General features: G+C 65.8%; 17 protein-coding genes. 14 read left to right on the forward strand and 3 right to left on the reverse strand.

Features of this window, described 5'->3' with window-relative positions:
• Positions 1-87: 87 nt before the first annotated feature.
• Together AC3WOH_RS26600 and AC3WOH_RS26605 are read right to left on the reverse strand one after the other, a co-directional pair.
• Positions 88-1,410: a TRAP transporter large permease gene (locus AC3WOH_RS26600; RefSeq protein ID WP_492232326.1), complete on the reverse strand. Its 1,323-nt coding sequence runs from the start codon at positions 1,408-1,410 to the stop codon at positions 88-90.
• Entirely contained in the window at positions 1,407-1,946 is a 540-nt protein-coding gene (locus tag AC3WOH_RS26605) for a TRAP transporter small permease (RefSeq protein ID WP_492232327.1), read from the reverse strand. Before AC3WOH_RS26605 ends, AC3WOH_RS26600 begins: the two co-directional genes overlap by 4 nt.
• Before the next feature lie 169 nt (positions 1,947-2,115).
• Here AC3WOH_RS26605 and AC3WOH_RS26610 point away from each other — a divergent pair, with 169 nt between their 5' ends.
• From AC3WOH_RS26610 to AC3WOH_RS26630, 5 genes are all read left to right on the forward strand, one after another.
• The gene (locus AC3WOH_RS26610) at positions 2,116-3,024 is read left to right on the forward strand and encodes a LysR family transcriptional regulator (RefSeq protein WP_492232328.1); all 909 of its coding nucleotides are present in this window, start codon (positions 2,116-2,118) and stop codon (positions 3,022-3,024) included.
• A gap of 305 nt (positions 3,025-3,329) precedes the next feature.
• A complete protein-coding gene (locus AC3WOH_RS26615) occupies positions 3,330-5,000 on the forward strand; it encodes a DUF1302 domain-containing protein (RefSeq protein WP_492232329.1) in 1,671 nt (556 codons plus the stop codon).
• 38 nt (positions 5,001-5,038) lie between these two features.
• On the forward strand, positions 5,039-6,394 hold the full coding sequence (locus AC3WOH_RS26620) for a DUF1329 domain-containing protein (protein WP_492232330.1): 1,356 nt from the start codon (positions 5,039-5,041) through the stop codon (positions 6,392-6,394).
• Positions 6,395-6,537: 143 nt separating this feature from the next.
• Complete coding sequence (locus AC3WOH_RS26625) at positions 6,538-7,683, forward strand: YCF48-related protein (RefSeq protein ID WP_492232331.1); 1,146 nt, start codon at positions 6,538-6,540, stop codon at positions 7,681-7,683.
• Positions 7,680-10,055 (forward strand): efflux RND transporter permease subunit, encoded by a 2,376-nt coding sequence (locus AC3WOH_RS26630; RefSeq protein ID WP_492232332.1) that lies wholly within the window; start codon positions 7,680-7,682, stop codon positions 10,053-10,055. The genes AC3WOH_RS26625 and AC3WOH_RS26630 overlap by 4 nt, the downstream gene beginning before the upstream one ends.
• Positions 10,056-10,178: 123 nt before the next feature.
• Here the strand turns inward: AC3WOH_RS26630 and AC3WOH_RS26635 are convergent, their stop codons facing one another.
• Entirely contained in the window at positions 10,179-11,468 is a 1,290-nt protein-coding gene (locus AC3WOH_RS26635) for an MFS transporter (protein ID WP_492232333.1), read from the reverse strand.
• Positions 11,469-11,682: 214 nt separating this feature from the next.
• Between AC3WOH_RS26635 and AC3WOH_RS26640 the strand changes: the two genes are divergently transcribed.
• The 9 genes from AC3WOH_RS26640 to AC3WOH_RS26680 all read left to right on the forward strand — a co-directional run bounded on the left by AC3WOH_RS26640 (position 11,683) and on the right by AC3WOH_RS26680 (position 21,124).
• Positions 11,683-12,651: an ABC transporter substrate-binding protein gene (locus tag AC3WOH_RS26640; protein ID WP_492232334.1), complete on the forward strand. Its 969-nt coding sequence runs from the start codon at positions 11,683-11,685 to the stop codon at positions 12,649-12,651.
• Positions 12,652-12,664: 13 nt separating this feature from the next.
• Positions 12,665-13,690, forward strand: coding sequence for an amidohydrolase family protein (locus AC3WOH_RS26645; protein ID WP_492232335.1), 1,026 nt, complete (start codon positions 12,665-12,667; stop codon positions 13,688-13,690).
• Positions 13,691-13,704: 14 nt separating this feature from the next.
• The gene (locus AC3WOH_RS26650) at positions 13,705-14,550 is read left to right on the forward strand and encodes an amidohydrolase family protein (RefSeq protein WP_492232336.1); all 846 of its coding nucleotides are present in this window, start codon (positions 13,705-13,707) and stop codon (positions 14,548-14,550) included.
• A gap of 20 nt (positions 14,551-14,570) precedes the next feature.
• Entirely contained in the window at positions 14,571-15,551 is a 981-nt protein-coding gene (locus tag AC3WOH_RS26655) for a Bug family tripartite tricarboxylate transporter substrate binding protein (RefSeq protein ID WP_492232337.1), read from the forward strand.
• A gap of 40 nt (positions 15,552-15,591) precedes the next feature.
• Positions 15,592-16,599: a DODA-type extradiol aromatic ring-opening family dioxygenase gene (locus tag AC3WOH_RS26660; RefSeq protein WP_492232338.1), complete on the forward strand. Its 1,008-nt coding sequence runs from the start codon at positions 15,592-15,594 to the stop codon at positions 16,597-16,599.
• Positions 16,596-17,453, forward strand: coding sequence for an HpcH/HpaI aldolase family protein (locus tag AC3WOH_RS26665; RefSeq protein WP_492232339.1), 858 nt, complete (start codon positions 16,596-16,598; stop codon positions 17,451-17,453). Before AC3WOH_RS26660 ends, AC3WOH_RS26665 begins: the two co-directional genes overlap by 4 nt.
• A 4-nt stretch (positions 17,454-17,457) precedes the next feature.
• Positions 17,458-19,002 carry an acetolactate synthase large subunit gene (locus AC3WOH_RS26670; RefSeq protein WP_492232340.1) on the forward strand — a complete coding sequence of 515 codons (1,545 nt, stop codon included), beginning with the start codon at positions 17,458-17,460 and terminating at the stop codon, positions 19,000-19,002.
• Between the two features lie 27 nt (positions 19,003-19,029).
• On the forward strand, positions 19,030-19,923 hold the full coding sequence (locus tag AC3WOH_RS26675) for a substrate-binding domain-containing protein (protein WP_492232341.1): 894 nt from the start codon (positions 19,030-19,032) through the stop codon (positions 19,921-19,923).
• Between the two features lie 64 nt (positions 19,924-19,987).
• Positions 19,988-21,124 (forward strand): ABC transporter substrate-binding protein, encoded by a 1,137-nt coding sequence (locus tag AC3WOH_RS26680; protein ID WP_492232342.1) that lies wholly within the window; start codon positions 19,988-19,990, stop codon positions 21,122-21,124.
• Positions 21,125-21,298: the final 174 nt, after the last annotated feature.

A 21,298-nucleotide genomic window follows, 5' to 3' on the forward strand; every position in this document is an offset into this window, starting at 1 on the left:
CTCGGGGGCAGGTTTTCAGATGAATGGGCAACAGGTGTCCCTGCCACACCCCGAAACGGTGTGGCCCAGGAGCGAAGCGTGGGAAGTTCAGGTCAGCCGGTGCACCAGCCACAGCGCAGTGGCGGGAAAGGCGATCAGCAGCGCCAGGCGCAGCCCGTCGGTTACGAGGAAGGGAACGACGCCCTTGTAGGTGTCGACCATGGGCACATCGCGCGCCAGGCCGTTCATGATGTAGACGTTGAGCCCTACGGGCGGAAAGATCATCCCGATCTCGCACACGGTGAGGATCAGGATGCCGAACCACAGCGCCTTGTCGGCGGGGCCCAGGCCGAAGAAGTCCATGCCCATGATCACCGGGAACAGCGTCGGCACGGTGAGCAGGATCATGCTCATCTCATCCATCACACAACCCAGCAGCACGTAGAACAGCATCACGCCGGCCATCACCAGGAGGGGCGGTATCTGCAGGTGCCCGACCAGGTCGGCCAGCTGTGCCGGCAGCTGCGACAGCGCGAGCGAGGCATTGATCATGTCGGCGCCGATGAAGATCAGGAAGATCATGCCGCTGGTCTGCGCCGTGGTGCGCACGGCGGCCACGAACCTGGTCCGGTCCATCACGCGGCGCAGCAGGGTGATCACGCAGGTCAGTACGTTGCCGATGGCCGCGCCCTCGGTCGCCGTGAACAGGCCGCCGTAGATGCCGCCGAACACCACGCCGAAGATCGCCACGATGGGCCACACGCGCAGTGCGGCGGCGAGCACTTCGGCAGCAGGTGCGCTCTGAGCGGCGGGCGCCTGCTGCGGGTGGATGCGCACCACCAGGGCGATGGCCAGGATGTAGCCCAGGGCCGCGATCAGCGCCGGCACGTAGGCAGCGAGGAACATCTTGGTGATGTTCTGCTCGGTCAGGATGGCATAGACCATGAGCGTGACCGAGGGCGGCAGCAGCACGCCCATGGTGCCGCCGGTGGCCAGCGCCGCCGTGGCCAGCCGGCCCGAGTAGCCGATGCGGCGCATCTGCGGATAGGCCACCTGGGCAATGGTCGCCGTGGTCGCCACGGTGGAGCCCGAGATGGAGCCAAAGGCTGCGCAGGCCAACACACCGGCCATGGCCATGCCGCCGCGAAAGCGGCCCAGCAGCGCATTGGCGAAGTCGAACAAGGCCTTGGCCAGCCCGCCCTGCACGGCGATGGCACCCATCAGCATGAACAAAGGGATCACCGACAGGTCGTACACCGACACGCGGCCATACACCGCGCCCTTGAGGTGGGCCAGCAGCGGCAGCCAGCCCGATAGAGCGATGTAACCGACCGCCCCGGGCACGAACATGGCGACGGCAATGGGCACGCGCACCGCCATCAGCACCAGCATGGCGGCGAACATCGCCAGCCCGATGGACAGGGCGCTCATGCGGCCACCTCCGTTGCCTGACCCAGTGATTCCCACCATTGCACGGCCCCGATCAGCACACACAGGGCCAGGCCCGGCAGCATGAGCGCGTAGGGGATCCACAGCGGCAGGTCCATGAGCATGGAGCGCTCCTGCGCGGCGTAGATGCCCATGCCGCCCACGGCCACGCGCCAGGTGACGAGCGCGAGCGTGGCGGTGTAGAGCAGCATGCCGAGCGCGTCCATGCGGCGCTGGGTTGTGGGGCTGGCGCTGGTGGTGAAGAAGTCCAACACGATGTTGGCGCGGCGGAACTGCGTGTAGGGCAGGAACGAGGCCACGACCACCGCGCCGCCCAGTTGCACCAGTTCCACATCGCCCAGGATGGGCGAGGCGAAGAAGGCCCGGCCGATGACACTGGCCGTGGTCATGAGCGCTACCGCCACGAGCACGAGCGCGCCCACGGCGGCGCTGGCATCGCACAGGCCCTCGAGCCGGCGCATGGCGCGGGTGGGCGGGGTGACGGGCGGCACGCTGGGTGCCGGATCGGGTTGTTGCACGGGGGGGTCTCCTGCATCGTTGTTCTGTCGTTGTGGTGACTCAACTCGCCACCGCTTCTCTTGCTTCCTTGATCTATTGCAAGGTCGAGAGGGAGTCTAAAAATTAGACTGGCGTGACGGAAGATGCCGTGCCGCGGACCGCGATAACCGCCGGATATCATGGGAAACCATGATGAAGCTCACCAACCTGCGCGCCCTGGTCGCGGCCATCGAGGAAGGCAGCCTGCGCGCTGCGGGCAAACGGCTGGGGGTTTCACAGCCCGCGCTGACCAAGCTGATCCGTGAGCTGGAGCGCGAGCTGGCCACCACCTTGCTCGTGCGCTCCACCACCGGCGTGGTGGCCACAGCGCAGGGCATGGTGATGTATGAGCGCGCGGTGGCGGCCGAGCGCGAGCTGGCGCAGGCCGTGGAGCAGATCCGCCAGCTCGATGGGCACATGACCGGCGCACTCACCATCGGCGCCGTGCCCCTGGCCGTGATGCTGCTCGTGCCCGAGACGCTGCGCACCTTTGGCAGCGCCTTCCCGGGCATCCAGCTGCGCATTTCGGAAGAGCTCTACATCGCCCAGCTCACGCGCCTGCGCAAGGGAGAGGTGGACATCGCCCTGGGCCCCTTGCCCCCCGAGCTCCCACCCGGCGAGTTCGTTGTGGAGACCTTGATGCCCATCACGATGGTGCCGGTGGTGCGCAAGGGCAATCCGCTGGCCTGCGCCCGGAGCCTGCGTGAGCTGGCACAGGCCCCATGGGTTTACACAGGCTCCGCGCCGGACTCTGGATATGCGCGGACGCTGTTTGAGTTGCACGGCATGGCAGCACCGCCTGCCGGCGCGCTGGTCAACTCCACCCTCGGCCTGCTGTCCATCGTGGCCAGCGGCAAGTGCGTAGGTCTGCTGCCTCAGCAGATCGCCGTCCACCCCATCGCAGGCCAGTACCTCGACACAATCCCGCTGGAAGAAGGCCCCTTGCGCCTGATCCTGTGCGCCTTGACCCGCACCGAGGTGCACCTCAAGCCCAGCGTGCGGCATTTCATGGCGCATCTGCACAGGGCAGCACACCATCTCGCCCAGGGCGACCTGTGAACGACGTGTCGCGGCCGGCACAGCGCCCCGGCCTCAGCCGGTAGCCATTCCACCTGTCTGACTGCCGCAGCAGGAATGCGCGCAACGCCGTGCCGAGCGCGGCGCGTTTTGCGCGCGTCCGGCCCAAGGCCTCCATGGGCTCTGCGCCCACAGCCCAAGGCTCCGCCGGCCCAAAAAAAGTGCCAGCGAATCTTCATTTTGTATAGAGGCGCCGGCTAGGCCAATCAATAAAGTTCCCACAGCTGGAAACGATCTCCCCATACCGAGGGAGACCCTGGTCATCGACACCAAAACAGGAGACAACTGTGAAGAACACTCTGTGCAGTGCGCGCAAGCGTGCCCGCAAGGCAGCCAACCCCCTGGCTGCCTTGATCATGACAACGCTGGGCGGAGGGGCCATGGCGATGGACCTCAACCCCGACGGCGAGTGGCAGATCCGCTGGGACAACACCGTCAAGTACAGCGCGGGTTACCGCCTCAAGTCCCCAGCATCCGTGTTCATCGATCCCGTATCGGTGCGGGCCAACAGCGACGATGGCGACCGCAGCTTCGGCCGCGGCCCTATCTCCAACCGGGCCGACCTGCTCAGCGAGTTTGACGTACAGAAGAATGGCTTTGGACTGCGCCTGAGCGCGGCGGCCTGGTACGACCAGGCCTACAACAGCCTCAACGACCACAACTCGCCGATTTCGGCCAACCGCGCCAGCGTGCCCTACAACGAGTTCACTCCGGGTACACAGAAGGTGGCCGGCCAGAAGTCCGAGATGCTCGACTGGTTCGTGTTCGGGCGCAACGACATCGGCGGCAAGACCTTGTCCTACCGCCTCGGCCAGCACTCGCTGATCTGGGGCACCAGCATGTTCTTCGGCATGAACGGCATTGCCAAAGGCATGGCGCCGATCGACGTCTACAAGCTGAACATTCCCGGTACCCAGGCCAAGGAAACCACCATTCCCGTGCCCCAGCTGTCTTCCACGCTGCAGCTGACCGATGACACCAGCCTGGAAGGCTATGTCCAGTTCAAGTACCGGCCGACCCGCCTGCATCCGTCGGGCAGCTTCCTGAGCACGACGGACATGCTGGGCGATGGCGCCGAGCGCATGTTCATCGGCAACCCTACGGCCAACCGCTGCGGCAGCGCCAGCGTGCCGGTCGCGCAGCGCTTCAACAACTGCTACCTCGGCTACGCGGGCATGGACGAAGGCAAGAAGCGCCCGAACTTCGGCCTGGCGCTGAACACGCGCAGTGAATGGCTTAACGCCGATCTGGGCTTCTACGCCATCAGCTACCGCGACACCTCGCAGATCATCCAGACCAACACCGCCGGCGGCACCTACCGGCTGATCGTTCCGACCGAGCCGGTGCGTTCCGTGGGCATGAGCATGGCCAAGCTGGTGGGCGATGCCAACATGGGCCTGGAGCTGTCGGTGCGTGACAAGCAGCCGCTGGCGGTCAAGGAGGGCGTGGTCAGTCCCGCCGACCCCGGCTATGTGACGGGGCGCACCGCGCACATGAACCTGTCATGGACCATGCTGGGTGCCAAGTCGGCAGCCTGGGATGGCTACAGCCTGGTGGGTGAGCTGGCCGCCAACCGCGTGATGAGCGTGGATGATGTGCGCACCGGCGTTGCGGGCCGCTACCCCGTCGGCACCGAGAAGGTCAATCTGGAGAAGCGCAAGACCAGCGCCGGTATGCGCGTGATCTTCACCCCATCCTGGTACCAGGTGGCGCCAGGCCTGGACATGAGCCTGCCGATCAACCTGGGCTGGTCCTTCCGGGGCAATTCGATGATCGACACGTCCTTCCCCTTCGGCGGCAGCCCCGAGCGCAGCGGTGAGCTGGTCCTGGGCGTGACGCTGGTCTATCTGAACAAGTGGACGGCCAACCTGTCCTGGATCAACTACTTGGGCAATGCGGCCCGCCAGCCTGTGCTGGACCGCGACTACCTGCGTTTCAGCCTGCAGACGACCTTCTGACAGGTTGTCCTAGAGAACATAGCTTTCGGAGACATCCCATGCATTTCCTTTTCCTGAACCGCGCTGCCACCATGGCCGCCGCATTGGTCTTCACCGGGGCCGCTGTGGCGGCGCCTGAAGATGTCGCGGCGCTGAAGTCCGGGTCGCTCACACCTTACGGCGCCGAGCGCGCCGGCAACAAGGACGGCACCATCCCCGCGTGGGATGGCAAGGCGCCGCCAGCTTCCGGCAGTGCTACCACCAAGCGGGCGGATCCGTTTGCCGCGGACAAGCCGCGCCTGACCATTACCGCTGCGAATGCCGGCGAGCATGCCGCGGCGCTGACCGATGGCACCAAGGCGCTGCTGGCCAAGGTGCCCGGCTTCAAGCTCGATGTCTATCCCACCCGGCGCAGCGCTGTGTTCCCGCAGGCCATCTACGACCAGGTCCTGAAGAACGCCAGCCGTTCCAAGCTGGCCAATGACGGTCTCACGGTCGAAGGCTCCTACGGCGGCATTCCCTTTCCGGTGCCCAAGAACGGACACGAGGCCATCTGGAACCACATGCTCAGCTACCGCGGGCAGGTGACCAGCTTCGTCGCCGACAAGTACGTGATGACGTCCGCAGGTGACCAGGTCCTGACCAGCCGCCAGCGCACCAACCTGATCTACCCTTTCTACGATCCTGCAGGCAACCCCGAGCAGTTCAGCGGTGAGTGGGCGCGTGCGCGCATCGATATCACCGAGCCTCCGGCCAATGCCGGCCAGGCCTTGATGACCATCGACTATGTGGACAACTTCGGCAAGCCCAAGGACGGCTGGCAGTACCTGCCGGGCCAGCGCCGCGTGCGCAAGTCGCCGTCGATTGCCTACGACACACCGGATGGCTCTGCCGCCGGGCTGGCGAACTTCGATGACGTGAACCTCTTCATCGGGTCACAGGACCGCTACCAGATGAAGCTTCTGGGCAAGCGCGAGGTCATCGTGCCCTACAACAACAACGCCCTCATGGCCAAGCCGGTCAAGGAGGTGGTGGGCAAGGGGGCGCTCAATCCCGATGCCGTGCGCTGGGAGTTGCACCGTGTCTGGGTGGTCGAGGCCACGCTGCGCGATGGCAAGCGCAACACGGCGGCCAAGCGCCGCTTCTACCTGGACGAGGACACCTGGCAGGCCGTGCTGGCTGACAGCTGGGATGCGCAGGGCAAGCTGTGGAAGACCGGCCAGGCCTTCACGCTCGTGGCGGGTGACCAGCCGCTTGCCACCACGCTGAGCTATGCCTGGTTCGACCTGCTGTCGGGTGGCTGGGTGTTCGCGGGAGCCGTCAATGAAACGGGCGGTGTGAGCTACCGGCCGTTCGACGCCAAGCAGTTGAACAACTTCACCTCCTCCGCGCTTGCCAGTGGCGGCGTGAGGTGAGCCAACACCGCACGCTGCACGCGCCGATGACGGAGCGTGCAGGCTGTGCACGGGTGGGGTGGTAGGCAGTGGCGCAGGCCCCTCCTGGGGCGAGTCGCCGAGGTAGCGAGACAGACAGGCGGCCGATGATGGATGCAGTTGGAATGAGGCGCCGCGCGGTGCTGCTGGGAACGCTGGGCACTGCTCTGCTGCCCACGGCAGCCCCTGCGGGCGAGCGTGTGGCGCGGGCCTTGGGCCTGCCGGCGGTGAAGGTGGTGCGGCCGACCCAGGCCGTACTTCAGGCGGTGACCCGTGCGGGCAAGCGGTTGGTGGCGGTGGGGGAGCGCGGCCTGGTCATCTATTCGGACGATGCGGGCCAGAGCTGGGCACAGGCGCGCGTACCGGTGAGCTGCACGCTGACCGCGCTGCACTTCGCCGATGCACAGCGCGGCTGGGCCGTTGGCAGCATGGGCGTGGTGCTGGCGACCGAGGATGGCGGCGCGAGTTGGCGCCGGTGTCTCGATGGCCAAGCGGCTGCCAGGTTGGCCCTGCAGGCGGCGCAGACGCAGCTGCAGGCCAGCCCACCCGGCAGCGAGGCCATGGCCCAGGGCAATCTGCTGGTGGAAGACGCGCAGCGCCTGGTCGCAGAAGGGGCCGACAAGCCGCTGCTGGACATTGCGCTCGGTTCCGATGGCGCGCTGTGGGCGGTTGGCGCCTATGGGCTGGCCTTTTCCAGCACCGATGGCGGGCGGGAGTGGCAATCGCAGATGCACCGCTTGCCCAACCCCGATGGCCTGAGCTACTACGGCCTGGTCTCCCGACAAGGGGAGCAGTTGCTGTTCGGTGAGCAAGGGCTGGTTCTAGGCCGCCGCACCGGTGGCATGAGCGGAAATTTCTCCGCCCAGCCGTCACCTTCCAACGGCAGCCTGTTTGGCGCGCTGGCATTGCGGGAGGGACCGTTGCTGACGCTGGGGCTGCGCGGCAAGCTATGGCGCAGTGCCCAACCGGGCGATGCCTGGACGGCGGTGCAGACGCCGGTGGATGCCTCCCTGGTCGCGGGAACCCAGCTGGCCGACGGCAGCGTGCTGCTGGTGGGCGCTGCAGGCCAGGTGCTGCTGAGCCGTGATGGCGGCCAGCGCTTTCAGCCCCTTTCGCTGCCGCAGCGCTTTCCTTTCACGGGCGTGGCAGAGGCCGACGATGGCGCCGTGCTCCTCGTCGGCATGCGAGGCCTGCTGCGATTGATGCCGGCCGATTTGAAAGCCGCCGCATCTTCTTCCCCTTCTCCTTCCACCAGGAAGTCCCCTGTATGAGCGTGGCGCTGCACACCGTGACCGACATTCCTTCGACCGAGGGCTTCGATGCCGACTCTGGCAGCCGGCTGGAGCGTGCGGTCTTCAACCACCGCGCACTCGTGCTGCTGGTCTGCCTGGTCCTGACCCTGCTGCTGGGTTGGCAGGCCACGCGCGTGGCCTCCAACGCCAGCTTCGAGGGCATGCTCCCGCTGTCGCATTCCTATCTGCAGAACTACCTGGCCGAGCGCAAGAAGATCGTCTCCCAGGCCAACAGCCTGCGCGTGGTGCTGGAGCGCCGGGACGGGGGCAGCATCCTGGATGCGGACTACCTGGCCCGGCTGCGGGCGCTGAACGACGATCTGTTCGCCCTTCCCGGTGTGGTGCGCGGCCAGATGAAGTCGCTGTGGACGCCGTCCACCCGATGGACCGCGGTGACCGAAAGCGGCTTCGAGGGCGGTACCGTGATGCCGGACAGCTTCGACGGATCGCCTGGAGCGCTGGCGCGGGTGCGGCTGAACATCGAGCGATCGGGGGAGGTCGGCCAACTGGTGGCCAAGGACTACCAGTCCAGCGCTGTCCTGGTGCCGCTGGCGGAGCGCGACCTGGAGACAGGGCTAGCGCTCGACTACGCGCAGCTGTCCGAGCGCCTGGAGGCCTTGCGCGCCAAGCACAGCGATGACCGGCTGCAGGTGCGCATCACCGGCTTCGCCAAGTTGGCCGGTGACCTGATCGAGGGCCTGACCCAGGTGCTGCTGTTCTTTGCCCTGGCCGCCGCCATCGCCACGGCCGTGGTGCTCTGGTACACACGCTGCCTGCGCAGCACCTTGCTGGTGATGCTGTGCTCCATCATCGCCGTGGTGTGGCAGCTGGGTCTGTTGCCCTTGCTGGGCTTTGCGCTGGACCCGTATGCGGTGCTGGTGCCCTTCCTGGTGTTCGCCATCGGAATGAGCCATGGCGCGCAGAAGATGAACGGCATCATGCAGGACATCGGCCGGGGCATGCACCGTCTGGTCGCGGCACGCTTCACCTTCCGCCGACTGTTCACGGCGGGCTTCACTGCGTTGGCATGCGACGCAGTCGGTTTTGCCGTGCTGCTGCTGATCGACATCCAGTCCATCCGCCAACTGGCCATCGTTGCCAGCCTGGGGGTGGCGCTTCTGGTGTTCACCAACCTGATCCTGCTGCCGGTGCTGTTGAGCTACACCGGCGTCAGCGCAGCGGCGGCGCGCCGCGCTGCCAAGGCCGAACACAGCGAGAACACCGCCAGTGCCTGGCTCTGGAATCTGCTGTGCCGCTTCACCGACCGGCGCTGGGCGCAGGCGGCGATTGCCGTGGCCATCGTGCTGACCGGGGTGGGGCTGTACCAGGCCCGGCTGTTGCAGATTGGCGACCTCGATGCTGGAGCACCCGAGCTGCGACCCCAGTCGCGCTACAACCAGGACAACGCCTACCTGACGGCGCACTACGCCACCAGCAGCGATGTGCTGACCGTGATGGTGCGCACCAAGGAGCAGGGCGCCATGGCGCATGCCGTGCTGGAGCGTGTGGATGAGCTGGAGTGGGAGCTGCGCCAGGTCGCTGGCGTGGAGAGCACGCAGTCGCTCGCTTCCCTGGCACGCCAGACCGCCGTGGCGATGAACGAGGGCAACCCCCGCTGGTACGAGCTGCAGCCCAACCAGGGCGCACTCAACACAGCGGGCTCGCGCGCTCCCCGGCAGCTGGTCGACGCCGGCTTCTCGCTGCTGCAGGTGCAGGTCTATCTGACCGACCACAAGGCCGATACGCTCAAGCGGGTGACGGCCGCCGTGGAGGACTTCGCCCGGCGCAATGACAGCGAGGAAGCGCGATTCTTGCTGGCCGCAGGCAATGCGGGCTTCGAGGCTGCCACCAATGCCGTCGTCGAAAAGGCCAACCGCCAGATGCTGGTGCTGGTGTACGCAGCGGTCGTGGTCCTGAGCTACCTGACCTTCCGCTCCTGGCGGGCCGTGGCCTGCGCCATCATTCCGCTCGCCGTCACCTCGGTGCTGGCCGAAGCGCTGATGGTGCACCTGGGCATCGGCCTCAAGGTGGCTACGCTGCCCGTTGTGGCGCTGGGTGTGGGCATTGGCGTGGACTATGCGCTGTATGTGCTCAGCCTCATGCTGGTGCAACTGCGCGAAGAGGCCAGCCTGCGTGCCGCCTATTTCCACTCGCTGCTCTTCACCGGCCGGGTGGTGATGCTGACCGGCGTCACCCTGGCCATCGGGGTGGCCACCTGGGCTCTTTCGCCCATCAAGTTCCAGGCGGACATGGGCGTGCTGCTGGCCTTCATGTTCGTGGTCAACATGGTGGGCGCGCTGGTGCTGCTGCCGGCGCTGGCGCATTTTCTGCTCAGACCGAAGCGTTCATAGACCCCCGTGTTTGGGCACGCCCGGCAGAGCCTGCTTCCATTTTTTGGGCCGCGCCAGGGCCGTGAACCAGGCGGGTCGATGAACGGGGCATGTTTGGCGCCCTGGCTGCTGGCTTGTCGGCCTTCAGGATTGCAAACGATCGCGCTGTGCCAGTGCAGGAAACAGCCGGGTCCAGAGCAACACGATCGCGAGGGTGCCCATCCCTCCCAGCAGAACGGAGCCGACCGGGCCCAGGAGGGCTGCGGTGCTTCCCGATTCGAACTCCCCCAGCTGGTTGCTGGCGCCGATGAACACCGAGTTCACGGCGCCCACGCGGCCGCGCATCTCGTCCGGGGTTTCCAGTTGCACCAGGGACTGGCGGATCACCACACTGACCATGTCGGCGGCGCCGCTGACCGCCAGTGCCGCAAAGGCCACCCAGAACGAGGTCGCCAGCGCAAAGGCGATCATCGAGCCACCGAACAGCGCCACGGCTCCGAGCAAGGCGCGGCCCACCCGCCGGTTGATCGGCATGCGCGCGAGGCCCAGCCCCACGATCACCGCACCCAGCGCTGGCGCGGAACGCAACATCCCGAGCCCTTCAGGTCCGGTGTGCAGGATGTCGCGCGCGAAGATGGGCAGGAGTGCGGTCGCGCCTCCCAGCAGCACGGCGAAGAGGTCCAGGGAGATGGCTCCCAGGACCACGGGGCGCTGCCAGATGAAGCGGATGCCGGCGGTCAGCTGGGCCAATCCAGGGGCGCGGCGTACCCGCTCCAGCGGCCGATGCCGGATGGCCAGCACGGCGGTCACTGCACCGAGCAGCAAGACCAGCGAGGTCGCATAGACCACGGCTGCACCCCAGTTGGCGCCGGCCTGTGCTGCCGGCTGTCCCAGCAGTTGCGAGACCCTGGGATCCAGCGCATAGAGGACCCCGCCCAGGGCGGGCCCGGCGATCACGGCGGCCTGCATCGACGAGCTGGCTGCGGCGACCGCACTGGGCAGCAGGGCAGGGGGCACCAGGGATGGAAGCAAGGCTTGCTGCGAAGGCATCTGCAGTGCTCGTGCAGCGCCCAGCGCGATGGACAGCATCAGGATCATGTGCGAGCCGATCCAGCCTTCGGAGCAGGCCAGTGCCAGGCCCAGTGCGACTACGCATTGCAGACCCAGGCTGCCTGCGAGCAGCAGGCGGCGATCGTGCTGGTCCACCAGATGCCCGGCGGGCAGGGTCAGCAGCAACGCCGGAAGGAACTGCGCGAGCCCGACCAGGCCCAGGTCCCAGGCGCTGCCAGTCAGGTCGTACATCTGCCAGCCCAACGCCACCATGAGCATCTGGTTGGCCGCACCGCCCGTCACGCGGGCGCCCAGAAGGCGCAGGTAGTCAGGGTGTTCGCGCAGTTGCGCGCTGCCCGTGAGATGCGTCGTGGAAGCGTTCATGCGCCGCAGTCTAGGACGCAGCGTGGCACCTTTTTCAACGCCATGATTCGTTGGCGATGGATTCACCGGAAAGTACAAGCGAATCTGATTTTTGTAGATGTGCGCAACGGCGAGCGGACCCTAACCTTCAGTCTGTCAGAGCATGGTTCCACATGCCCCAAGGCGGTGGAGCCTGCTGCGCAGGCACCAACAGGAAAGTTCAAGGAGACGCACGTTGTCCAGCAAAAAAGTCCATCTCAAGATCGCCATTGCGGAGCATCCGCACACCTCGGCGATCCGCAACGGCACGATACCCATCGAGGGTGTGGATGCCGAAATCATCACCGTCAAGCCACAGATCGGTGCCTTCCGCCGCATGGTCCGTGACGTGGAGTTCGATGTCTGCGAGATTGCGCCCACCACCTACATCATCGCCCGCGCTTACGGCGCACCCTTTGTCGCACTGCCCATCTTCGTGGTGCGGCGCTTTCACCATGCCGGCCTGCTGGTGCGGCCGGATGCCGGTATCAAAGCCGCCAAGGACCTCGAGGGCAAGAAGGTGGGGGTGCGTGCCTACTCGGTCACCACGGGTGTCTGGACACGGCAAGTCCTGATCGATGAATTCGGCCTGGACAACGACAAGGTCACCTGGGTGGTGGACGATGAAGAACACGTGACGCAACTCCAGCTGCCGTCCAACGTGGTCCATGCTACCCGCCCTCTGGCGGACATGATGGCGGACGGTGAACTGGTGGCGGGCTTCGACGGGGCCGCCGGCATCGGCCGCACGGGCAATCCCACGGGAGGCTGGCAGGAGGTCGAGGCGAACTATCCCGACCTGCTGCCCAATGCCGCCGAGCTGGAAGCCGAGTACTACACCCGCACGGGCATCTACCCGATGCACGGCACCATCGTCGTCAAGGATTCGGTCCTGGCCGAGCACCCCTGGATCGCCAAGTCGCTCTACGACGCCTTCGACAAGGCCAAGCAGGACTACCTGGCCCGGCTGGACGCTGGCGAGGCGAACAGTGCGACGGACAAGAAGTACCTGGAGTTGCGCAAGATCGTCGGCCACGACCCGCTGCCCTATGGCATCGAGGAAAACCGCAAGACCATCGAGGCCCTGGAGCAAACCGCTTTCAAGCAAGGCCTGACCCCGCGCCGCATGTCCATGCACGAGCTGTTCGTGGACCCCCAAGCCTGAACCGGAATCTCCCATGATCATCGATTGCCACGGTCACTTCACGACCGTCCCCGCTTCCTTTCGCGACTGGCGTGCAGCCCAGGTGGCCGCCGCCAACGATCCTGCCAATGCGCCGCCACTATCGGGCGCCCAGGTGTCCGACGATGAAATCCGTGAGGGCGTCGGCAATGGCCAGCTCAAGCTGCAGCAGGAACGCGGTAGCGACATCACGCTGTTCTCGCCCATCGCGGGCCTGATGAGCCACCACCTGGGCAATGAGCGCACCAGCCTGGAGTGGGCCCGCATCTCCAATGACCTGGTGCGGCGTGTCTGTGACATCTACCCGGACAACTTCGTGCCCGTGGGCATGCTGCCGCAGTCACCGCTGGCGCCGCCGAAGAACTCCGTCCCCGAGTTGAAGCGCATCGTCAATGAACTGGGCTTCGTCGGCGTGAACCTCAACCCCGACCCGAGCGGCGGTCACTGGAACGGTCTGCCGATGACGGACAAGAGCTGGTACCCGGTGTACGAAGCCTTGTGCGAACTCGACGTGCCCGCGATGATCCACGTCGCTGCCTCCTGCAACGCCTGCCACCACGGCACCGGGGCGCACTACCTGAATGCCGATACCTCGGTGTTCATGCAGTTGCTGCAGGGCGATGTGTTCAAGGACTTCCCGCAGCTGCGCCTGGTGATCCCGCACGGTGGTGGTGCCGTGCCCTACCACTGGGGCCGTTACCGCGGCATGTCGCTGGAAATCGCCAAGCGTCCGCTCGAAGGGCTGCTGGACAACGTCTTCTTCGATACCTGTGTCTACCACCACCCAGGCGTTGAACTGCTGACCAAGGTGATTCCGACCAGGAACGTGCTGTTTGGCTCCGAGATGATCGGTGCGGTGCGCGGCCGCGACCCCAACACCGGCAACTACTTCGACGACACCAAGCGCTACATCGACCAGTGCGAGGCGCTGTCGGCAGCGGACCGCCACGCCATCTTCGAAGGCAATGCGCGGCGCGTCTACCCGCGTCTGGACAAGCACCTGAAGGCCAAGGGCCTGTGACAGTCGGAGCACCCATGAACATCATCGACATCCATCCCCACATCATCTCGGACGACGAGAAGCGCTACCCGCCCGCACCGCTGTTCGGCAAGCGCTCGGACTGGTCCCAGGAGCGGCCCAGCACCGTCGAATCGCTGATCGCAGCCATGGACGAGGCCGGTGTGGCCAAGGCGGCAGTCGTGCACTCCTCGACCACTTACGGCTTTGACAACAGCTATGTCGTCGATGGCTGCAACCAGCACAAGGACCGGCTGGTGGCCGTGGGTTCGGTGGACATGCTGGCCGACGACGTGCCCGCCGTGGTCAAGGACTGGGCCGACAAGGGCCTGGCCGGCCTGCGCATCTTCACCGGCGGCTCGACCAAGGACTTCGATCCCAGCGAGCTGGACAACCCGAAGAGCTTCAAGGCCTGGCAAGCCTGCGCCGAGCTGGGTCTGCCGATGTGCATCCAGACGGGGCCCATTGGCCTGCCGCAGGTGCGCATGCTGGCCGAGAAATTCCAGAACGTGGCCATCATCCTGGACCACCTGGGAAGACCGGATGTACTCGACGGACCGCCCTACCGGAATGCGCAAAGCCTGTTCGACCTGGCCGACCTGCCCAATCTCTACATGAAGCTCACGCCGCGCATCTTCGGTGACGTGAAGAAGGACCAGGCCTCGGCCGAGACCTTTTTCCCGCGCGTGGTCGAGGCCTTCGGTGCGCAGCGCATGGCCTGGGGATCGAACTTCCCGACCTCGCCGGGTACGTTGGCAGAGATCCTGGCCACGGCCCAGGCCGGCCTCGCCAGCCTGAGCGCACCAGACCGCGACTGGATCTTCGGCAAGACGGCGCAACATCTGTATCCCGCCCTTGCCTGAAGCTTCACAGCGTCCACACCATGCAATTGATCCATCTGTCAAGAAGCGCTGCCAGGGCTCTGGTGACCGGGCTGCTCGCCTGGAGCGTGACGGCACAGGCCCAGACCTACCCTGCGCGTCCCATCACGGTGATCGTGCCGGTGCAGGCGGCGGCCACGCACGATGCCTTCATGCGGCTGATTTCGCCCAGGCTCGGTGCCGCCCTGGGGCAACCCATCGTCATCGAGAATCGCAACGGCGCGGGCCAGAGCATAGGCACCGAAGCCGTCTCCCGGGCCAAACCAGACGGCTACACGCTGCTGCTGGCGTCCAACGCCCCCTTCACCATCAACCCGGTGGTGTCCAAGGTCCGCTACGACCCGGTCAACGACTTCGAGCCCATCATCAACATCGGCCAGAACTCGCTGGTGCTGGTGACGAGTCCCAAGCTGCCAGCCAAGACGCTGCCCGAACTGATCGCCCTGGCGAAGAGCCGCAAGGGCGAGCTCAACGCCGCCAGCTCCGGCAATGCGTCCACCGGCCACCTGGCACTGTCGCAATTCAATCTGCTGGCCGGTGTGGATGTCGTGCATGTCCCCTACAAGGGCGGCCCTTCGGCGCTGAACGACGTGGCCGGCGGCCAGGTCTCCATGGCCTTTGCGGGCCCCACCGCCGTCCTGCCGCTGGTCAAGCAGGGCCGCCTGCAGATGTTGGCCTATGCCGGCAGCAAGCGCTCTGTGTTCCTGCCCGAGTTGCGCACCGTGGCGGAACAAGGCGTGCCTGGTTTCAGCGTCGACGTGTGGTTCGGCTTGCTGGCGCCAAAGGGCACGCCCAAGGACATCGTCCAGCGCCTCAACGCCGAGGTTGCCAAGCTCGTCAAGGACCCCGAGATCGCCAAGAGGATGCTCGAGCTGGGTATCGAGCCGGGCACCTCCACGCCCGAGGAGTTTGCTGCGCAGATCAAGCGCGAGATCCCCATCTGGCGTCAGATCGTCACCAAGGCCGGTGTGGTCGTCAATTGATGCTCGCCTCCATTTAAACAAACAGAACTGGTAGAGACCCATGGCAAAAATCGTTTTCGGGATGGCGGTTCCACACAGCGGCATGTTGGGCCAGAAGCCCGAGGAATGGCTTCACAACGCCGAGCGCGACTTCAACAACCCAGAGCTTTGGTTCCGCAATCGGACCTGGACCTATCCGGAGCTGGAGGCCCACCGCGGCAAGGCCTTCGAGCAGTTCCTCACGATCGAGGAACGCACGGCCCGCGCCAGCCGCTGCCGCGCGGCCCTCGATGTGATGGCCGCTGCCTACCAGCGCGCCAAGATCGATGTGGCCATCATTCTCGGCAAGGACCAGAAGGAAATCTTTCCGCAGCTCTCGCCTTCCATCGCCATCTACAGTGGCAAGGAAGTGCACAACGGGCCGCCGCAGCGCAAGGTGTACGCGCCCGACCACCACGTCGTGCACCAGTGCCACCCCGAGCTGGCGGCCTACCTGCTCAAGGCCTTCCAGGCCCAGGGCTTCGACATGTGCGACCTGGAGGACTGGCCCGAGAACGTCTGGATGGAAAAGCAGATGAAGCAAAAGGCCGACTACCCCGTCGTGCCCCATGCCTACAGCTTTGTCTACCACCAGATCATGGGCGACAGCCCGCCGCCGCATGTGCCGGTGCTGATGAACCTGTTCTACCCGCCGACGCAGCCGTCCATGGCGCGCTGCATCGAGTTCGGTGATGTGCTGCGTGATGCCATCGAGGCCTGGCCCGAAGACGTGCGTGTGGCCGTCATCGCCTCCGGCGGGCTCTCGCACTTCGTCAACGACGAGGAGTTCGACCAGGACATCCTGCAGAAGCTGGCGAGCTACGACTACGAGGGCCTGTCGGCCATACCGGACGGCTGGTTCCAGTCCGGCACGTCGGAAATCAAGATCTATTCGACCGTCATGAAGGCGCTGCAGCACACGGGCGCGCAGATGACGCTGGTCGATTACGTGCCCTGCTGGCGCACCGCCGCCGGTACCGGCGAAGGCATGGGCTTCATGTACTGGAACCCCGAGGAAGCAAAGAAATGACACAACGTCTGAACAGCATCATCAAGGCCTTCGAGGCCGGCAAACCCGCCTTCACGGCCTTCTCCAAGCTCGACAAGTTCAGCGCTGCCGAGTTTGCCGATTCTCCCTACGACGGCGTCGTTTACGAGATGGAGCACAACCCCTACGACGTTTCGGCCTTGGGCGACGCGTTGCAGTACATGCTCAACCGCAAGCAGATCGCCGAGAGCGGATCGGTCGCCCCCAGGGTGACGCCGCTGGCCCGCATACCGTCCAACGGCGTGGAGATGAACCAGAGCTTTGCCAAGCAGGTGCTGGACCGCGGTTGCTATGGCGTCATCTGGCCGCATGTGTCCACCGTGGAGCAGGCCTACAACGCCGTGGCCTCGTGCCGTTATGTACGTCCCAAGGGTGCGCCACTGTACGAGCCCAAGGGCGTGCGCGGCGATGGTCCGGCCAATGCGTCTCGCTACTGGGGCCTGTCCATGGCCGACTACTACCAGAAAGCCGACGTCTGGCCCCTGGCGCCCGAGGGCGAGATCCTCGTGGGCCTGATGTGCGAAAGCCCCGAGGCCGTAGAGAACCTCGACGACATCCTGTCCAACGTGCCCGGCATCGGCTTCATCTTGATCGGAGAAGGTGACCTCAGCCAGGCCCTGGGTTTCCCGCGCCAATACGAGCACCCCGAGGTGCAGGACGCGATGCGCCGCATCGCCCAAACCTGCCACAAGCACAAGGTGGTCGTAGGTAACCCCCACGTGACGGCCAAGAACCACAAGAAGCTGCTGGACGAGGGCTACCGCTTCCTGATGGCCGCGCCGACCAAGAGCTACGGCGTCGTGGGCCTGGCCCAGCAGGCCGCCACTTCGTACTGACGCCATGAACGGAGCTGAAAGCCTCGTGGACACCCTGGTCGGTCAGGGCGTCGACATCTGCTTCGCCAATCCCGGCACCTCGGAGATGCATTTTCTCGCGGCGCTGGAGAACCCGCGGATGCGCAGCGTGCTGTGCCTGTTCGAGGGCGTTGCCACAGGCGCGGCCGATGGCTGGTACCGGATGAAAGGTACGCCTGCGTCGACCCTGCTGCACCTGGGGCCGGGCCTGGCCAATGGCCTGGCCAACATCCACAACGCCAAGCGTGCCTCGTCGGGCATGGTCAACATCATCGGCGAGCACTCCACGTCGCACCTGAAGTACGACCCGCCGCTGACCTCGGACATCGAGGGCCTGGCCCGCCCTCTGAGCCATTGGGTGCGGCGCGCCGATTCGGCCAACGCCATTGCCTGGGATGCCGCACAGGCGGTGGCCAAGGCGTCGGAACATCCGGGCCAGATCGCCACGCTGATCCTGCCGGGCGATACCTCCTGGCAGCAGGCTGGCACCGCGGTGCTGCCAGAGGCTGTTGCGCCGAGGCGCAAGGCGCCCGATGCGGCGCGCATCGCGCATGTGGCCAAGGTGTTGCGCTCGGGCGAACCGGCGCTGATCATCCTGGCCAACCAGGCAACGCGTGGGGCTGCGCTGCAGCTTGCCGGCCAGGTGGCGGCCGCTACCGGTGCACGCCTGGGGTCGCAGTTTTTCACGGCCCGCATCGAACGTGGGGCCGGGCGGGTGCCGATCGAGCGCATTCCCTATGCCGTGCCGCAGGCGCAGGCCTTCCTGAAGGGCGTCAAGCACCTCATCACGGTCGAGACGCGAGAGCCCGTGGCCTTCTTCGCCTACCCGGACAAACCCAGCCTGCTGAAGGCCGAGGGCACGGTGGTCCATCCCTTGGTCGAAGCCGATGAGGACAGCGAGCTGGCCTTCGAGATGCTGCTCGAGGCCCTGGGCGCGACGGGCATCGAAGCGCTGCTGCAGCCCCGTGTGGAGACGCCGGTGCCTTCAGGCGCGCTCAACCCCACCAGCGTGGCGCATGCGCTGGCGGCGGCATTGCCCGAGCACTGCATCCTGGTCGACGAGTCGCTGACCACGGGCCGGGAGTCGATGGGGTTGACCATGGGTGCCCGCCCGCACGATCTGATCAACAACATGGGCGGATCCATCGGCTATGCGACACCCGTGGCCACTGGGGCGGCTCTGGCCTGCCCGGATCGGCGCGTGTTCTGCATGGTCGGCGATGGCAGCGCGATGTACACCATCCAGTCGCTGTGGACGCAGGCGCGCGAAGGCCTGAATGTGACCACCATCATCTTCGCGAACAACAGCTACGCGATCCTCAAGGCCGAGTACGCCAACATGGGCGCGGGCACGCCCGGGGCGCGTGCGCTGTCCATGATCGATATCGATCGGCCCCGCATCGACTGGCTCGCCATGGCCAAGAGCATGGGCGTGCCGGCCGTCTCGGTGGATACCGCAGAAGGCTTCCACCAGGCCATGGTGAATTCCACCCGTGAGCCTGGCCCCTGCCTGATCGAAGTCAGGCTGTAGACCCGTTCCCCCTGGAGGAGACAAGAAATGACCACGACCGACACCCTGGTGCCAACGCTGCGCACCAACCTGGCCGATTACGCCGTCACCAAAGCGATGAAGGATGGACGCGTGAAGTCCGACGTCGTCCACCTGGACTACTGCGGCCCGACGCCGGCGCACAACGGCTTCAAGGCCATGGTGCGCGAAAGCAAGTTCGATGCGGGCGAGCTCGCCATCGTCACCTTTCTGCAGGCCAAGGCCTATGGCAAGCCCTATGTGATGCTGCCGGTGCCGATTTCGGGCCGCTTTCAGCACCACTGCGCTGGCTTCAACATCGAGTTCGGCGACATACGGCCCAAGGACATCGAAGGCAAGAAGGTCGGGGTGCGCACCTACACCCAGACCACCGCCCTGTGGATCCGCGGGGTCCTGCGGCACGAATGCGGCGTCGATCTCGACAAGGTGACCTGGATGACCCTGGGGGATGGGCACCTGGCCGAGTACAAGGACCCGGAGAACTGCCAGCGCCTGCCTGCCGGCTCCTCGATCCCGGACATGATGATGGCCGGCCAGTTGACGGCTGCGCTGCTCGGCGAGGACATGCCCAAGGATCCCCGCGTGCGCACCCTGGTGCCCGATGCGCAGGCCGCAGCCAAGACCTGGTACGAGCGCGTGGGCATCGTGCCGATCAACCACATGTTCGTGGTGCATGCAGACCTCTCGAAGAAGCGGCCGGACATCGTGCGCGAGCTCTACCGCATGGTGGTCGAAAGCCGTGCACTGGCCGAGGGCGTGCCGGCGGTGTTCCCGCCGGTCGGGCTCGAAGCCAATCGCAAGGGCCTGCAGCTGGCGATCGACTGGGCGCTGGACCAGAAGATCATCCCGCACCGTCTGAGCGTCGACGAGCTGTTCGACGACGTCACGGGCGCACTGGGCTGATGCGAGTCCGCTCGCCCAGGCTGTGATTGCACGATAAGCAGCGGCGCCAGGCCGTGGAGATGCCATGAACAATCCCGCGGGGCCTGGCCCCATCGTCAGGTGGTTGGAACGTTGCCTGATGGCCTGGGTGGTACTGGGAACCCCCGCCCTGGCCCAAGACATCGTGTTGGGCCAGATCGGTCCGTTCACGGGCGTTCCCGTGCCGGATGCCCGGCAGATCAGCCAGGGCGCGAGGGCCGCAGTGGCCCATGTCAACCGTTCTGGCGGGGTGGCCGGGCGAAGGATCGCCTGGTTCGAACTCGATGACACGCTGTCTCCGGCGGTGTTTGCGGAGCAATTCGACACCGCCATGCAGCGCAAGCCCGTGGCTCTGATTTCGCCCTGGGGTTCGGGTGCGGTGCAGAAGATGCTGGGTGACAAGTTACTCGACAGGTACGACCTGGTAGTGATGAATGTCGTACCGGGATCGGATGCTTTTCGCAACCCCGGGCATGCCCGGCTGTTCCATGTGCGCGCAAGCGATTTGCAGAAGCTGAGCAAGATCGTCCTGCATGCACGCGCTTTGAGCATGCGCAAACTGGCAGTGCTGTACCAGAACAACCCCGTGGGGGCGGCCGGGCTGGAAGACGTTGTCCGAGAAGCGGCGCGGATCGGCGGTATCGAGGTCCAAGGCGTTGCCGTGGCCTCGGAAAATCTGGCCAATGGAGCGCGGGAGGTTGTCGCACTCGGCGCCGACGGCGTATTGGTGCTGGGTGCTCCGCCGTTCGCTGCGTCGTCCGTGGCGCCGTTGCGCAAGGCCGGTGCGGGTCAGACCATCTTCCTGGCGGCCGACATGTCGCCGGAGTTTTTGATCCGGACCGCGGGGCAGGAGGCGGCCCGCGGCGTCGGCATCGTGCAGATCTACCCCGATCCGAACAGCAAAACGGGCGTGCGCGAATTTCAGGCGGCGATGAAGGCCACCTTCCCTGAGCTGGATGCGTATACGCCGGCCCAGTTCGAAGGCTATGTCTCGACGCGCGTGGCGGTCGAGGGGCTGCGCCGCATCCGTGGCGACATCACGCCCGGTGCGCTGGCCAGGGCCTTGCAGACCATGGGGGAAATCGCGGTGGATGGCTATCGGCTCAACTTTGGCAAGGGCAATGCCGGCAGCCAGTTCGTCAATATTGCGGTGATCGATGCCAAGGGCCGCCTGCGCTACTGAGAAGAAGTTCCCGGGTGGCCACCGCCCGGGATTACCCGCTTGCCAGGGGCGCGGCCCTGGCCGAGCATCGTTGCAAGGCGTGCACCATTGCCATGCGCGACGTCCCCTGCGTTCTTCTCCAACACCCTGCCATGCAGCCCGCTTGCGGTGCTGGGCCACGTGGCCAGAGGGCCT

The organism is Acidovorax sp. FW305-C-20-28 (assembly GCF_058783375.1).

Excerpts from the sequence above, each read along its gene's own strand:
- AC3WOH_RS26600 (WP_492232326.1), bottom strand. The coding sequence starts at position 1,410 with ATGAGCGCCCTGTCCATCGGGCTGGCGATGTTCGCCGCCATGCTGGTG.
- AC3WOH_RS26610 (WP_492232328.1), top strand. The coding sequence starts at position 2,116 with ATGATGAAGCTCACCAACCTGCGCGCCCTGGTCGCGGCCATCGAGGAA.
- AC3WOH_RS26620 (WP_492232330.1), top strand. The coding sequence starts at position 5,039 with ATGCATTTCCTTTTCCTGAACCGCGCTGCCACCATGGCCGCCGCATTG.
- AC3WOH_RS26625 (WP_492232331.1), top strand. The coding sequence starts at position 6,538 with ATGAGGCGCCGCGCGGTGCTGCTGGGAACGCTGGGCACTGCTCTGCTG.
- AC3WOH_RS26630 (WP_492232332.1), top strand. The coding sequence starts at position 7,680 with ATGAGCGTGGCGCTGCACACCGTGACCGACATTCCTTCGACCGAGGGC.
- AC3WOH_RS26635 (WP_492232333.1), bottom strand. The coding sequence starts at position 11,468 with ATGAACGCTTCCACGACGCATCTCACGGGCAGCGCGCAACTGCGCGAA.
- AC3WOH_RS26645 (WP_492232335.1), top strand. The coding sequence starts at position 12,665 with ATGATCATCGATTGCCACGGTCACTTCACGACCGTCCCCGCTTCCTTT.
- AC3WOH_RS26650 (WP_492232336.1), top strand. The coding sequence starts at position 13,705 with ATGAACATCATCGACATCCATCCCCACATCATCTCGGACGACGAGAAG.
- AC3WOH_RS26655 (WP_492232337.1), top strand. The coding sequence starts at position 14,571 with ATGCAATTGATCCATCTGTCAAGAAGCGCTGCCAGGGCTCTGGTGACC.
- AC3WOH_RS26660 (WP_492232338.1), top strand. The coding sequence starts at position 15,592 with ATGGCAAAAATCGTTTTCGGGATGGCGGTTCCACACAGCGGCATGTTG.
- AC3WOH_RS26665 (WP_492232339.1), top strand. The coding sequence starts at position 16,596 with ATGACACAACGTCTGAACAGCATCATCAAGGCCTTCGAGGCCGGCAAA.
- AC3WOH_RS26670 (WP_492232340.1), top strand. The coding sequence starts at position 17,458 with ATGAACGGAGCTGAAAGCCTCGTGGACACCCTGGTCGGTCAGGGCGTC.
- AC3WOH_RS26675 (WP_492232341.1), top strand. The coding sequence starts at position 19,030 with ATGACCACGACCGACACCCTGGTGCCAACGCTGCGCACCAACCTGGCC.
- AC3WOH_RS26680 (WP_492232342.1), top strand. The coding sequence starts at position 19,988 with ATGAACAATCCCGCGGGGCCTGGCCCCATCGTCAGGTGGTTGGAACGT.